We start from the raw sequence: 14,386 nt of genomic DNA, 5'->3' as shown, positions 1-14,386 counted from the left end.
TCAGTTGCGCCCTTCGGGCAGGATCAGGTCGCGCAGGCCGTCACCGACCAGATTGATGCCCAGCACCAGCACCATCAGGGCAACGCCGGGTATGGCGATTACCCAGGGGGAAAAGAACATGTACGGTTTGCCCTCGGCGATCATCAGGCCCCAGGAAGGAATTGGCGGCTGGACACCGACCCCAAGAAACGACAATGCTGATTCCAGAAGTATCGCGTGGGCCATTTCCAGGGTGGCGACGACAATCAGTGCGCCGATCAGATTGGGCAGGATTTCGCTGGCCAGAATGCGCAGCGTCGAGCAGCCCAGGGCCTGGGCCGAGGCGACGTATTCGGCATCGCGAATCTGCTGCACGGCGGCCCGCACCACCACGGCAAAGCGGTCCCAGAGCAGGCAGCCCAGCAGGATGATCACCACTTTCAATGAACCGCCGATCAACGAAGCAGACGCCAGCGCGATCATCACCACCGGCATCGCCAGGCGCGTGGTGATCAAGTAGCTGATCAGCGCATCGGTCTTGCCGCCGAAGTAACCAGCCAGCAGTCCCATGATGGTGCCGATGACGCCAGAAATCAGCGCTGCCGAAAAGCCGATGAACAGCGAGATGCGTGCGCCGTAGAGCAGGCGCGACAGGTAATCGCGGCCCAGTTTGTCGGTACCCAGCACGTACTCCCAGGCGCCGTTGGCCATCCACACTGGTGGCTTCATACGCAACATCACGTCTTGCGTGTAAGGGTCATAGGGTGCGAGCCAGGGTGCGAACAGCGCACTGAACAGGATGATCAACAGCAAACACGCGCCGATGGCAAAACCGCGATGCGCAAAACTGCTGCGCAGGGTGCGCAAGACACTGCGCGCTGGTGGCTGGTAATCCTGAATGGCCAGTGGCGATGAGGTGGTTGTGCTCATGGAGCCTCCTATTTCACGCGGATGCGCGGGTCGAGCAGTGCATTGAGCACGTCGGCCAGCAGCGTGAGAACGATGTAGATCACCGCGATCAACAGCACGACCGCCTGCACCACCGGGAAGTCGTCGCGGGCAATCGCATCCCAGGCCAGTTGGCCGATGCCTTGCAGCGAGAAGACTGTTTCGATGACCACCGAGCCACCGAGCATGAAACCGAACTCCACGGCAGCCAGCGCGACCACCGGGATCAGCGCGTTGCGCAGCGCATGCTTGAACAATACGGTGGCTGGGCGCAGCCCCTTGGCTCGCGCGGTGCGGATGTAGTCGGAATTGAGTACATCGAGCATGCCTGCGCGGGTCAGACGCATGATTGCCGGGGTAGCGTAATAACCCAGGGCAATCGCCGGCATGACAAAGTGCGCCCAGGTCGAGTTGCCCGACACAGGCAGCCATTTCAGGGTGACCGAGAACACTACAATCAGCATCAGCGCGAACCAGAAGCTTGGCATTGCCTGACCGAGCACCGCGATGCTTAGCGCCAGACGATCAACCCAGGTATCGCGCTTCACAGCCGCCAGCACGCCCAGCGGAATGGCGATCAGCAACGCAATGCTCAGGGCCATCGCACCGAGCCCGAGGGTGATCGACAGGCGCGAGGCGATCAGGTTGTAGACCGATTCCTGAAAGAAGAACGAATCGCCAAGATCGAGGCGCACCACGTCGCCCAGCCATTCGAAATACTGGGTGACCAGTGGCTTGTTGAGGCCGTACTGCACGCGGATCTGTTCGATCTGCTCGCTGCTGGCTTCCGGTCCGCCAATGGCGGTGGCCAGGTCGCCGGACAGGTGCAGCAGTGAAAAACTGATCACCGACACGGTAATCGCCACGCAAAGAGCAATGCCCAGGCGGCGCAAGAGAAATCCGAACATGACAAGTGACCTTGTGTTCAGGGGATAACGGGTTGGCGGCCGACGCTGCAAGGCCCTTCACGCACCTCACAGCCGGTTTCGCCGATTGGCGTCACGAACGGCCTATTTCCAGCTCGACAGCACGAAGCGCGGCAGTTCATCCGGATAAGGCTTGAAGTTCAGATCCGAGACATAGGCGTAGTTCATCGAATAATTGAACAACGGTGCCCAATACGCCTGCTCGCTGATGCGCTGTAACGCCTTGCGGTAGTTGTCTTTGCGCACCTGCGGGTCCAGAGCGTTGTCGGCGGTCTGCAGCCAGCCCTGTACCTGTGGGTCCTTGATGTTGTCGTCGGGGTTGCCCTTGAACCAGGTGCCGGCCGAGGCCGAGGTGTCGAGAATCGAGAACGAGCCCCAGGCCTGAAAAGACATCGGCACCTTGCCGCCGCGCTGCTGGTCACGCAGTGCGGCGTACTTCAGGTAGCGCAACTTGGCGTTGATGCCTACTGCGCGCAGGTTGCCGATGATCGCTTCCACATAGTCGCGGTCACGGTAAGCGAATATTTCTGTTTCAAAACCATTCGGGTAACCGGCTTCGTCGAGCAGCGCCTTGGCCTTGGCCGGGTTATAGTTGTAGACAGTCGCGACTGTCGTGTCGCACCCGAACTGGCCGGGGTAGCAGGCCACCTGTAACGGTTTGCTTTCGCCGCCGACCAGTTGCGAGGCCAGGCCGTCACGATTGATCGCGTAGTTGATCGCCTGCCGCACTTTCAATTGCTTCATCGGCGAGTCGGCGCTGGAAGTGCCGCGTGCGTCGAGAATCAGAAAACCGATACGCATCGTCGCGCCGCTGGTCACCACCAGATTCGGCATGGCCTTGAGGTTTTCCGCCTGATCCGGAGCAACTCGCCAAGTCCAGTCGATGCCACCGGTCATCAGCTCTGCCAGACGTGTTTCAGCATCAGCAATGACGCGAAAGTTGATGTGGCTGATCTTCGGCTGGCCCTGCGGGCTGTCCTTGAAGTAGTCCGGGTTCTTGTCCATCTTGACGCCTTCACCTGCGGCGATGGCCGTGACCTTGTAAGGCCCGGTGCCAATCGGTTTGCGACTGAAACCAGCCATGCCGACTTGCTCGAAATATTTCTGCGGAAACATCGGTACGGCGTTGGAGAGGTATTCCAGCGCAGGCGGGAAGGGCTTTTTCAGGTGCAGGCGGACGCTGTACTCACCGAGTTTTTCGGCGCTCTTGATCCAGTCGACATTCTGTACCGTGACGACCTTGGACTCGGGCGACACCACGTAATTGAGGGTGAAGACCACATCGTCGGCAGTGAACGGGTCACCGTTGTGAAACTTGACCCCCTCACGCAACTGGAAGTCGATGGTGGTGTCGTCGACCTGCTTCCAGTGGGTGGCAAGCATGGGTTCGTACTGGCCGTTGTCGGGGTTGCGATAGACGAGGTTGTCCCAGATCAGGCGACCTAGGATGACGCCTTCGCGCAGGTCGTTGTGATAGGGGCTGATGTTTTCCGGTTCGCTGTCGGATGCGTAGACCAGCGTGTCGTCGGCCTTGCTGGCCAGTGCGGAAAAACTGCTGAACAGGCTCAATAGCGCAATGCTGCGAGCGAAACCCTTGATTCCCATGCCGTCATCTCCAAAAGGCAAAGTGGATGTATCAAAGGGCAGTGGGTCGCAAATGCGAGAAGAGGAGGACAGCGAGGCGGCAGTGTTCTTTTGATTGCATTCTTTTGATTGAGTTGCGCCTCGACATGACTCTAGGCAAAGCGTATCAATGCCACAAGCACAATATTTCGAACCTTTCATTGCCGAAAAGGCAACGCAGGAGCCGCGATGCAACTCTACGGCGTACAGTCCACCGCGCTGCGCTACTTCCTCGAAGTGGCGCGTTGCGGATCGATCAGCGAAGCGTCAATCCGGCTCAATGTCGCGTCGTCAGCGGTAAGTCGGCAGATCAGCAAGCTGGAGCGCGAGCTGGATGCGCTGCTGTTCGAGCGCCAGGCACGCGGCATGATGCTCAGCGAGGCGGGCATTCGGCTGGCGGCCTATGCGCGCAAATCACAACTGGAGGCCGAGCAGGTGGTGCTGGAAATCACCGAGCTGCAGGGTTTGCAGCGCGGTCATGTGCGGATTGCCTGCTCTGAGGGGTTTGCGCTGGACTTCCTGCCGCAATGCATCGCGCGGTTCCGGCAGGTCTATCAAGGCATCCACTTTTCGATGGAAGTCTGCGCCCCGGCCCAGGCCACCGAGCGGGTGCGCTCGGGCGATGCGGACCTGTGCCTGACCTTCAGCCTGACACCGCAGAACGAGATCAAGGTCGAGCATATTCACAGCGGCGCCATCTGCGCGGTGGTCAGCCAGAACCACCCGCTTGCGTCGCGCAAAGAGGTTGCGCTGGCCGAGCTGCAGCCCTACGCCATTGCGCTGACCAACACCGACACGACGTTGCGCCAGCTGTTTGATATCTGTTGTGGTGTGCAAGGGTTGATGTTCGACCCGGTGCTGACCAGCAATTACATTGGCGCGCTGCTGAGATTCGTCAGCGAGGAGGGCGGTATCAGCCTGTCCAGCGAAATGACGCTCGACAAGCGCGCGCATGAAAAACAGCTCAAATCGCTGCCGATCAGCGACGAAGGCATGAAAGCGCGGCGTATCGAGCTGCAAAGCATGGCCGGGCGGAACCTGCCCGCTGCTGTGGCGGCGTTTCGCGATTTTCTGATTCAGGAGCTGGCAAAGACCTGAGAGGCCTGTGCCCGTAAGGTTTCGCTGTATCGGCTGGACAATGTGTGGTTGATGAACTGTTTGCTCATGATGTTATAGTGTAACGAATTTGCAGTGGCGCGCTGTATACGCGTGCTCTGCCAACATCAGGCCTTGCCCACGCGGCGAGGTCAGCCAGCGAGACGACCGACCAACATGAACAACCCCCTCCCAGACGTTGCCCTGACGGAAGTTTCCTCGGCCCTGATTTCACTTGACTGGGTCGGCATGCAAGGCGTCGAAGTGCCTATCAGGCTCGCCGAAGCGGGCATCCGGCATCCTGTTCATGCGCATGTCGATCTGCAGGTCGATCTGGCCGATCCGAGCGTCAAGGGCATTCATATGTCGCGACTTTACCGCCTGCTCGACAGGTACGCCGAACACCAGATACTGAGCCCAGACACGCTCGCAGCCTTGATGGAGGCGATGGTCGAGAGCCATCTCGATTGTCACTCCAGCCGCGCCCGGCTGACGTTGAGCTTCAACCTGCTGTGCCGTCGCCCGGCGTTGATTACCGAAGGGCTCAGCGGCTGGAAATCCTACCCGGTGAAGCTTGACGCCACTTGGCATGCAGGCCACCTGTGCCTCAATGTCTCAGCCGACATCACCTATTCGTCTACCTGCCCATGCTCGGCTGCATTGTCTCGGCAACTGCTGGAAGAGGCGTTCACGATGCGCTTCGGCAGGCAGTCGTTTGTCGACCCGATGGTGGTTGCCGCCTGGCTACGGGAGAACGCCTCCCATGCCACGCCGCACAGTCAGCGCAGCGTGGCGACGGTACAAGTGCGGGTCGCTGAACAGGCTGCCGAGCTGGGCCTGATGAGCCTGATCGATGCTGTCGAGCAAGCGCTGGGCACGCCGGTGCAGACCGCCGTCAAACGTGCTGACGAGCAGGCGTTCGCCCGGCTCAATGGCCAAAACCTGATGTACGTCGAAGACGCCGCACGCAAGATCCAGCAAGCACTTGAGGGCCGCTACGCCGCCTCCAGTGTCAGCGTGCGTCACTTCGAAAGCCTGCATCCGCACGATGCAGCTGCGCAGACCTCCAACTACCTGTCCTGAGGCTTCATACCGTGATCCGTAAAAACCCGTCCGGCCACCTGCCGGTCATTGCCGAATCCGCCTACATCGACAAAACCGCGATAATCTGCGGCAAGGTGATCATCCACGATAATGTCTTCGTCGGCCCTTACGCGGTGATCCGCGCCGATGAAGTCGATGCCAGTGGCGACATGGAGCCGATCATCATTGGCGCCAATTCGAACATTCAGGATGGCGTGGTCATCCACTCCAAATCCGGCGCTGCAGTGACTATCGGCGAGTTCACCTCGATTGCCCATCGTTCCATCGTGCACGGACCTTGCATAGTCGGAGATCGCGTGTTCATCGGCTTCAACAGTGTGGTGTTCAATTGCAAGGTCGGTAACGGCAGTGTGGTCAGGCACAACTCGGTGGTCGATGGCCGCGATCTGCCGGAGAATTTTTACGTGCCGTCCACGACTCGCATCGGGGCGAATACAGATCTCTCGCAGTTTCCGCCAGTGAGCATCTCGGCCTCAGAGTTTTCCGAAGACGTCGCACACACCAACATTGATCTGGTGCGCGGTTACAAGGCTCTGCAAAACGAATTCTGATAAAGCTTGAGCAATACGCTGTACCTGGCAAGCCCAACCACGGACCTGGAATTTTCATGACAACAGCTGTTCAACCCACCCGAGCACCGGCATCCCGGTTGCGCTCGATTGATGCTCTGCGCGGGCTGATAATCCTTTTCATGCTGCTGGATCATGTTCGGGAGACGTTCTTTCTGCACCGTCAGGTGCTGGACCCGATGGATGTAGCGACAACCGGACCAGATCTGTTTTTCAGCCGCACTCTGGCGCATTTGTGTGCGCCTCTGTTCGTGCTGCTGACCGGGCTTTCGGCCTACCTGTATGGCGAGAAATACCAGGGCAGAAGCGACGTTTCGGCGTTTCTGCTCAAGCGCGGGCTGTTTCTGATCGCGCTTGAGTTCACTCTGGTGAGCTTTGCGTGGACCTTCCAGTTCCCGCCGACCATTATTTACCTGCAAGTGATCTGGGCCATCGGCCTGAGCATGGTGGCGTTGTCGGCGATGGTGTTCCTGCCGCGTTGGGCGCTGGTGGTTATCGGCGCTGTGATCATTGGCGGGCACAATCTGCTGGACACACTGCATTTCGGTGCCGAGTCTGCCATGCACATCCCGTGGGCGATTCTGCATGATCGTGGCTGGATCGACGTATCCGAAAACCTGCGCTTTCGCACCTCGTATCCGCTGTTGCCGTGGATCGGCATCATCGCACTGGGATATGCCGCAGGCCCTTGGTTTGTGGCAGGTTTCGAGCCAGCGAAGCGGCGTGCGAATCTGTTGATGTGCGGCGTGGGAGCATTGGCAGGTTTCGTGGTGCTGCGCATGATCAACGGCTACGGCGAAAAACCGTGGAGCGCTGGCGAGACCGGCGTGCAAACCGTCATGAGCTTTTTCAACATCACCAAGTACCCGCCATCGCTGGTGTTCATCAGTCTGACGCTGGGGATTGGCATGCTGCTGCTGATCCTGTTCGAACGCAGTCAGGAGAAAAGCTGGGTGCGCCCCTTGGTGGTGCTCGGTTCTGCACCGATGTTTTTCTACCTGCTGCACCTGTATGTGCTGAAAATCCTCTACCTGATTGCCTTGGCTATCTGGGGTGCGAATCAGGGTCAGTACTTTGGTTTCGACCACATGTGGGGCGTCTGGCTGGCCTCAGTGGTACTGGCTGTGGTGCTGTTTCCGGCGGTACGCTGGTTCGCCGCACTCAAGGCGCGTCGTCGCGATATCGGCTGGTTGAAATACCTGTAACTAACGAAAAAAGCGCCTCTGAGTGGGCGCTTTTCATGTTGGCGAATCTGTGACATGTGTCGATGGAAGCGGTGCCCAGTCAGTTCAACTGCAGGCCTCGGAGCCGATGTAGTCGTCCGTGGAATCCTGAATGATAGGTCTCATGCCACTGACTGCATGGGCTTGTTCCATGATTTCCAGCGTCGAACCGGTGCCCACCAGGTTCACCAAATGTTTTTCGCAGTTGTAGAGGCGCTTTGAATAAAGCACACCGAGCAGGCCTTCCCGCCGCGTGACGACCACGCGCAGATCTGAACTCCCGCTTTTTTCCAGCAAGGCGTGCTGGCCTGCAACGTCCATGGGGACGGGAATGGTTTTTGCCTCGGCATGAGCTCCCAGTGCCGGGATCAACAAGGCCAAAAGCCAGAGGGTAGACTTCATCAGTGCTCCTGCGGATGAGTGTGATTTCATTGGATCCAAATTTACTCCTGTCCTTTACTTCTGAATAGCCACTACAGACGGCCTTTCGTCGGCTGGCCAGCCTGATCAATCGGGCCAACGGATGGCGCACGACGGCAGGGGACTGTTGCTCTGGCAACAGTCGTCCTGCACCTTGCCGGTGTACGAACAGTTGACATCCATAAGCGGGTGTTCCAACTCTTTGATCTGTAAATGATTATCTCTCTGGCACGGTTGCTGCTCTATAGCAATTGCAACCCCCGTTCGACTACTGCGCTCGGGAAACCTGCCGTGAGAGGAGTGCCGATATGAGCCAATCAGCCATCAAATTTGCGTACTGGGTGCCGAACGTCAGCGGTGGACTGGTCGTCAGCAAAATCGAGCAACGCACCAGCTGGACCATTGATTACAACCGCAAGCTGGCGCAGATTGCCGAGCGTTCGGGTTTTGAATACGCGCTGACCCAGATCCGTTTTACCGCCGGTTATGGCGCCGAGTTTCAGCATGAGTCGGTTGCTTTCAGCCATGCATTGCTGGCCGCGACGGAAAAGCTCAAAGTCATCGCCGCTATTTTGCCGGGGCCGTGGACGCCGTCGGTGGCGGCCAAGCAACTGGCAACCATCGATCAGCTCACGGCAGGGCGGGTGGCGGTCAACATCGTCAGCGGCTGGTTCAAGGGCGAGTTTCAGGCCATTGGCGAGCCTTGGCTGGAGCATGACGAGCGTTATCGTCGCTCCGAAGAGTTCATTCGCGCTCTCAAGGGCATCTGGACCACTGACAGCTTTACGTTCAAGGGTGATTTCTATCGGTTCCACGACTACACCCTCAAGCCCAAGCCGATTCAGCGTCCCCACCCGGAAATCTTCCAGGGCGGCAGTTCGCGTGCTGCGCGCGATATGGCGGCGCGGGTGTCTGATTGGTACTTCACCAACGGCAATACCGTCGAAGGCATCAAGGCTCAGGTCGATGACATCCGCGCCAAGGCCGCTGCAAACGGCCATTCGGTGAAAATCGGCGTGAATGCCTTCATCATCGCCCGCGATACCGAAGAAGAGGCCCGTGCGGTGCTGGCGGAGATCGTTGACAAGGCAGACCCTGAAGCAGTCAACGCTTTCGGAGATGCGGCAAAGCAGGCGGGCAAGGCCAGCCCGGAAGGTGAGGGTAACTGGGCCAAATCCACCTTTCAGGACCTGGTGCAATACAACGACGGTTTCAAGACCAATCTGATCGGTACGCCGCGTCAGATAGCCGAGCGCATCGTCGAACTCAAGTCTGTCGGTGTGGATCTGATCCTGTCTGCGTTCCTGCATTTTCAGGAAGAAGTCGCCTATTTCGGCGAGCACGTGCTGCCACTGGTGCGTGACCTGGAGGCCGCTGCACAACGCAAACCTGTAGCCGCCATCGCCTGATCCGCTGACCCTCCCGCTCGGTTGCCGTGAGCGGACTTCGCTCACGGTCCTTCAGAAATCCTCCGCCACTGTGATCCAGTGTCTGGCTGCCTGCGTAAGTTGATCCCCAATCAACCAAATGATATCTGTACGTGGCATTATGATGTCACCGTCCGGCATGCTGTTGCCTGGCGTCAGCCTTTTCGGCTTGGCCAGGCGGCTGTCGAGTAGAGCAGTTGATAGCTGGAGATTGTTGGTGGCCCCTGAGTGATCAGGTCCGGTTTTCAGAGACCAGATGCACTGGTTCTCACCGTTGTGGAGGCAAGTTTTTTGAAACGCGACCTTCGGCTTGCGTCGTGGCTGATCTTTGTAGTGTGTATCTGCGTGGTGATGCTGATGGTCTGGCAGGCATGGACCGCGCGCCGCAACACGCTGGATAACATCCAGACCAGCACGGTGAATCTGGCTGGGGCGCTGAGTACTTATACAGACGGCATTTTCAAGCAAAGCGAGCTGATGCTTATCGGCCTGACTGAGCGTGTCGAAAAGGACGGTATCGGGCCTGATCAGCTCGAACGCCTGAGGTCGGTCATCGCACGTGAAATGGGTGCATTGCCGCAAATCGACACTGTCTCGCTGTACGACGCCAATGGCATCTGCATCTTTTCAAGCAATCCGAAGGCGGTGGGCATCAACAGTGCGCAACGCGATTTTTTTCAGCGTCACTTGCACACGCCCGGCAAGGCGCCCTACATAGGCCCGACCATCCGCAGTCGTGCTTCGGGGGAATGGGTGATATCGGTAAGCCGGCGCATCGAGAATCCTGACTCGAGCTTTGCCGGGCTGATGGTCGTGACAATCGGTGTCGAGCACCTTCTGAAATTCTATTCAGCCATTCAGATAGGCAAAACCGGCGTCATCAGCCTGACCTCGACCGCCGGGCAGTTACGTGTGCGCTATCCCCACCTTGAGGGAGAGATCGGTCGAGACCTTTCGTCGACGCCTATTTTTACGTCCGAACTTGATTCGCCGTCCGGGACCACCCGTTTTGTTTCCAGAATTGACGGCGTGTCCCGGTTCTACGCGTTCAAACGCAGTGACGTGTACCCGATTGTGACCGTGGTCGCGCTGGGGCAGAAGGAGGCCATGCTCGACTGGCTCGGACAGACCAAGCAGTCGATCCTGGTGATGCTGGTATTACTCGGGCTGGTCGTAGGGCTGGGGTTTCGTCTGCTGGGCCATATTCACAGCCGCATACGGGTAGAAGATCAATTGCTGGGTTCACAGGCTGCTCTTATCCGGCTGAATCAGCATCTGGAGCTTATTGCGTCCGAAGACAAACTCACCGGGCTGGCCAATCGTCGCCGCTTTGATCAGTTTCTGGACCTGGAATTCAAGCGTGCCAGGCGCGAGCGCAGCACGCTGTCGTTAATTTTGATCGATGCCGATCACTTCAAACGCTACAACGACCATTACGGTCATCTGGCCGGTGACGAGTGCCTGGTGACGCTCGCCAGGATTGTCGAACAGTGCATTCGCCGGCCTGCAGATGTTGCAGCCCGTTACGGTGGCGAAGAGATCGCGGTGGTGTTGCCCGGGACCGACGAGTCAAACGCCCGCCAGGTCGCGGAAAACATCCTGCACGCTATTGGCGACAGGCAGATCGAGCATGCCGACAGTCCCTTCGGTATCGTCACTGTCAGCCTGGGGGTCGCCACGTTCATCGGCACTGATCGACGGCTTGACCAGCGGGGGCTGATCGAGCTCGCTGACCGTGCGCTGTATGCCGCCAAGTCACAAGGTCGCAATCGCGTCAACGCCGCCTCGGACATCGGCGGCGGCGCTTTGCCTGCCTGGAGCCGCGTCAAGGTGCTGCGTAATCAGCAGTCCGGACCGGAATAGCCGGGGTGGCGGTTTGCAGCCCGCCAGCCCGTTTTTTACCTTTCGTCGGGCTCGACGTCAGCAGTCTGGTGTTGTTGATGCGGCTTGCGGCGCAGCGCCGACAGTACCCAGACGAAGAAGACCGGCACCAGAACCACCCCCAGTAACGTAGCGCTAAGCATGCCGCCGATGACGCCAGTGCCGATGGCACGCTGGCTCGCAGCACCTGCGCCGGTAGCCAGGGTAAGCGGGACAACGCCGAGGATGAAGGCCAGCGAAGTCATGACAATCGGCCTAAAGCGCATCCGCGCCGCTTGAAGGGCAGCATCGCGCAGTGAGTGGCCCTGATCCCAAAGCTCTTTGGCGAACTCCACGATGAGAATCGCGTTTTTTGCCGCCAGCCCGATGATTGTGATCAGCCCGACCTTGAAATAGACATCATTGGGCATGCCTACGGCAGTCACAGCCAAGACCGACCCCAGCGCGCCCACCGGCACGATCAGCATCACTACCAGCGGAATCGCCCAGCTCTCGTAAAGCGCGACCAGCAGCAAAAATACCACCAGCAGCGCAAGTGCAAAAAGCCCAGTCGCTTGCCCGCTGGCGACTTTTTCCTGATACGACAGACCTGTCCATTCGTAACCTATACCCGCAGGCAAGCTGGAGAGGATGTGCTCGATTTCCGCCATCGCTTCGCCGGTGCTCACGCCGGGCGGTGCATCACCGGCTATCCGGAACGCCGGGTAGCCGTTGTAGCGAGCAATCTGTACCGGGCCTTCTTCCCAGTGTGTAGACACGAACGCACCCAGTGGCACCAGCGTGCCGCTGCTGTTGGGTACATACAGTTTAAGCACGCTTTCCGGGGTCATTCGCGCGTTTTGGTCGGCCTGCACGACTACTCGCTGTTGCCGCCCAGCGTTGGCAAAATCGCTGATCACCGAGGAGCCGAATGCGGTGGAGAGGGCGTTGCTGATCGATTCGAAGCTGACCCCAAGGGCGCGGGCCTTTTCGCGGTCGATGTTCAAGCGCAACTGCGGCGCTTCAGCCAGACCTTCCATCATCGCGTAGAGAATCTTCGGGTTGCCATTGGCCTTGCCCAGCAGTTCGTTGCGCGCCGCCAGCAGAGCTTCGCGGCCCAGACCTGCACGATCCTGCAAGCGCAACGCGAACCCGCCCGAAGTGCCGAGGCCGTCGATAGGGGGCGGCGTGACGGCCATTACCGTACCGTCGCCGAGGCCGGCAAAATGTTGATTGAACGCAGCCGCTTCTTCCGCCGCCGACTGGCCGGTGCCACGTTCCGACCAGTCTTTGAGGGTCGGAAATGCCAGGCCGGCATTCTCGCCCATGCCGGAGAAGCTGAACCCCAGCAGCATGGTCACCGCACTGGTGGCTTCACGCGACAGCATATAGTTTTCCAGCAACTGAGCCGTGACATCGGTTCGCGCCCGGGTCGCGCCAGGCGGTAGTTGCACGTCGATGATCAGATAGCCCTGGTCTTCCACCGGCACGAAGGACTCTGGCAACCGCAGGTAGAAAAAGCCCAGCAGGCCGACGATCCCGACATACAACAACATGTAGCGGCCGGCACGCTTGATCATGCTGGAACTGACACGCTCGTACCGGTGGGTGAACTTGCCGAACAGACGATTGAAGCCGCCAAAGAAGCCACGCTTTTCATGGTGCCCGGCAGGGATCGGCTTGAGCAGCGTGGCGCACAGCGCCGGAGTGAAAGTAAGGGCCAGAAACCCCGAAAACAGAATCGACACGGCCAGTGACAGCGAGAACTGCTGGTAAATTACACCGACCGAACCGCCCATGAACGCCAGCGGCAGAAACACTGCAGCCAGTACCAGAGTGATGCCGAAAATCGCGCCGGAGACCTGTTGCATCGCCTTTACGGTCGCCGCAGCGGGGGACAAACCTTCCTCGGCCATGATTCGCTCGACGTTTTCGACCACCACGATGGCATCGTCGACCAGAATACCGATGGCCAGCACCATGCCGAACATCGTCATCATGTTCACCGAAAAGCCCAGCAAGTACATGATTGCCAGCGTACCTGCGAGACACACCGGTACCACGATGGTCGGGATCAGCGTGTAGCGGATGTTCTGCAAAAACAGGTACGTCACCAGAAACACCAGCACCATGGCTTCGATCAGGGTGTAGATCACTTTGTCGATGGCCACATCGACAAAGCTTGAAGTGTCATACGGTATCGAAAACTCGACCCCCTCGGGAAAGTTGGCCGACAGCTCGGTCAGCCGCTGCTTGACCGCCCTGGCAGTGCCGATGGCATTGGCGCCTGGCGAAAGCTGGACGGCCCCGGCCACGGCGCGCTTGCCGTTCAGACGTGATTCGAAACTGTAATCCTGACTGCCGATCGCGACCCGTGCGACGTCTGACAGATGCACCGCAGAGCCATCTTCGTTGGCGCGCAGCACAATTCGTCCGAACTCTTCCGGGTTGTCCAGCGTGCCCTTGACCGCCAGCGTAGCGGTCAACTCTTGTAATGACGTGCCTGGGCTGCTGCCGAAACTGCCAGCCGGCACTTGCACGTTCTGCGCGCGAATTGCCGTGTTCACGTCATCGATGGACAAACCGAAGCCGACCAGCTTCTGCGGGTCGATCCAGACCCGCATGGCGGCTTCTGCGGCGAAGAACTGCAGCCTGCCGACACCGTTCACCCGACTGATTTCATTGTTGACGTTACGTGCTGCGTAGTCAGCCAGAGCGACCGTGTCCTTGTTGGCCGAGTCGCCTGTGTAGTTCAGGGTGAAGATCAGCAGAAAGCCGGAGCTGGCCTGTTCGACTTGCAGCCCTTGACTGAGAACAGTCTGCGGCAAGCGCGCTTCGGCTTTCTTGATACGGTTCTGGACTTCTACCTGCGCCAGGTCCGGATTGGTACCGGGCACGAACGTGACATTGATTTCGGCGCTGCCGGTCGAGTTGCTGGTCGACTCGTAATAGAGCATGCCCTTGGCACCGTTGAGCTCGTCCTCGATGACACTGGTCACCGAATCGGTCAGCACTTTGGCAGAGGCGCCGGGATAGGTGGCGGTGATGGTGATCTGCGGCGGCGCTACATCCGGGTACTGCGCCACCGGCAAGGCAGGCAGCGCCATCAGCCCGGCCAGTAAAATGAACAAGGCCAGCACCCAGGAAAGATTGGGCCGCCTGATAAAGAACAGAGACATGTGCAGTGATCCTCGGTCGCCCTGAAGGCGGTT

The 14,386-nt window shown here is 59.0% G+C and carries 11 protein-coding genes; 6 read left to right on the top strand and 5 right to left on the bottom strand.

What is annotated here, in order from left to right; genetic code table 11:
- From I9H09_RS14345 to I9H09_RS14335, 3 genes are all read right to left on the bottom strand, one after another.
- Positions 1–909, bottom strand: a complete 909-nt coding sequence (locus I9H09_RS14345) for an ABC transporter permease (protein ID WP_055003818.1) — start codon at positions 907–909, stop codon at positions 1–3.
- An 8-nt stretch (positions 910–917) separates the two neighbouring features.
- The gene (locus I9H09_RS14340; RefSeq protein ID WP_024669088.1) at positions 918–1,835 is read right to left on the bottom strand and encodes an ABC transporter permease; all 918 of its coding nucleotides are present in this window, start codon (positions 1,833–1,835) and stop codon (positions 918–920) included.
- 102 nt (positions 1,836–1,937) lie between these two features.
- Positions 1,938–3,458, bottom strand: a complete 1,521-nt coding sequence (locus tag I9H09_RS14335) for an ABC transporter substrate-binding protein (RefSeq protein ID WP_122347864.1) — start codon at positions 3,456–3,458, stop codon at positions 1,938–1,940.
- A gap of 207 nt (positions 3,459–3,665) precedes the next feature.
- Here I9H09_RS14335 and I9H09_RS14330 point away from each other — a divergent pair, with 207 nt between their 5' ends.
- The 4 genes from I9H09_RS14330 to I9H09_RS14315 all read left to right on the top strand — a co-directional run bounded on the left by I9H09_RS14330 (position 3,666) and on the right by I9H09_RS14315 (position 7,449).
- Positions 3,666–4,574 (top strand): LysR substrate-binding domain-containing protein, encoded by a 909-nt coding sequence (locus tag I9H09_RS14330; RefSeq protein WP_005893330.1) that lies wholly within the window; start codon positions 3,666–3,668, stop codon positions 4,572–4,574.
- Between the two features lie 174 nt (positions 4,575–4,748).
- Entirely contained in the window at positions 4,749–5,654 is a 906-nt protein-coding gene (gene folE2 / locus I9H09_RS14325) for a GTP cyclohydrolase FolE2 (RefSeq protein ID WP_005893328.1), read from the top strand.
- Positions 5,655–5,665: 11 nt separating this feature from the next.
- Positions 5,666–6,226: a gamma carbonic anhydrase family protein gene (locus I9H09_RS14320; protein ID WP_005893326.1), complete on the top strand. Its 561-nt coding sequence runs from the start codon at positions 5,666–5,668 to the stop codon at positions 6,224–6,226.
- A gap of 56 nt (positions 6,227–6,282) precedes the next feature.
- Entirely contained in the window at positions 6,283–7,449 is a 1,167-nt protein-coding gene (locus I9H09_RS14315) for an acetyltransferase domain-containing protein (protein WP_042932588.1), read from the top strand.
- An 84-nt stretch (positions 7,450–7,533) separates the two neighbouring features.
- On the opposite strand, the gene I9H09_RS14310 is transcribed toward I9H09_RS14315, so the two are convergent.
- Entirely contained in the window at positions 7,534–7,869 is a 336-nt protein-coding gene (locus I9H09_RS14310; protein WP_005893322.1) for a hypothetical protein, read from the bottom strand.
- A 326-nt stretch (positions 7,870–8,195) separates the two neighbouring features.
- Here I9H09_RS14310 and sfnG point away from each other — a divergent pair, with 326 nt between their 5' ends.
- Together sfnG and I9H09_RS14300 are read left to right on the top strand one after the other, a co-directional pair.
- Positions 8,196–9,296, top strand: coding sequence for a dimethylsulfone monooxygenase SfnG (gene sfnG, locus I9H09_RS14305; protein WP_024669093.1), 1,101 nt, complete (start codon positions 8,196–8,198; stop codon positions 9,294–9,296).
- A 309-nt stretch (positions 9,297–9,605) separates the two neighbouring features.
- Positions 9,606–11,177 carry a sensor domain-containing diguanylate cyclase gene (locus tag I9H09_RS14300; RefSeq protein ID WP_122347868.1) on the top strand — a complete coding sequence of 524 codons (1,572 nt, stop codon included), beginning with the start codon at positions 9,606–9,608 and terminating at the stop codon, positions 11,175–11,177.
- A gap of 35 nt (positions 11,178–11,212) precedes the next feature.
- Here I9H09_RS14300 and I9H09_RS14295 read toward each other — a convergent pair whose 3' ends face one another.
- On the bottom strand, positions 11,213–14,353 hold the full coding sequence (locus I9H09_RS14295; protein ID WP_122347865.1) for an efflux RND transporter permease subunit: 3,141 nt from the start codon (positions 14,351–14,353) through the stop codon (positions 11,213–11,215).
- Positions 14,354–14,386: the final 33 nt, after the last annotated feature.

It is taken from the genome of Pseudomonas tremae (assembly GCF_023278125.1).
In the GTDB taxonomy this organism is placed as follows: domain Bacteria; phylum Pseudomonadota; class Gammaproteobacteria; order Pseudomonadales; family Pseudomonadaceae; genus Aquipseudomonas; species Aquipseudomonas tremae.
This window is presented reverse-complemented; position numbering and strand designations above follow the sequence as displayed.

Coding starts and splice junctions, on each gene's coding strand:
- I9H09_RS14345 (WP_055003818.1), bottom strand. CDS start 909: ATGAGCACAACCACCTCATCGCCACTGGCCATTCAGGATTACCAGCCA.
- I9H09_RS14340 (WP_024669088.1), bottom strand. CDS start 1,835: ATGTTCGGATTTCTCTTGCGCCGCCTGGGCATTGCTCTTTGCGTGGCG.
- I9H09_RS14335 (WP_122347864.1), bottom strand. CDS start 3,458: ATGGGAATCAAGGGTTTCGCTCGCAGCATTGCGCTATTGAGCCTGTTC.
- I9H09_RS14330 (WP_005893330.1), top strand. CDS start 3,666: ATGCAACTCTACGGCGTACAGTCCACCGCGCTGCGCTACTTCCTCGAA.
- folE2 (WP_005893328.1), top strand. CDS start 4,749: ATGAACAACCCCCTCCCAGACGTTGCCCTGACGGAAGTTTCCTCGGCC.
- I9H09_RS14315 (WP_042932588.1), top strand. CDS start 6,283: ATGACAACAGCTGTTCAACCCACCCGAGCACCGGCATCCCGGTTGCGC.
- I9H09_RS14310 (WP_005893322.1), bottom strand. CDS start 7,869: ATGAAGTCTACCCTCTGGCTTTTGGCCTTGTTGATCCCGGCACTGGGA.
- sfnG (WP_024669093.1), top strand. CDS start 8,196: ATGAGCCAATCAGCCATCAAATTTGCGTACTGGGTGCCGAACGTCAGC.
- I9H09_RS14295 (WP_122347865.1), bottom strand. CDS start 14,353: ATGTCTCTGTTCTTTATCAGGCGGCCCAATCTTTCCTGGGTGCTGGCC.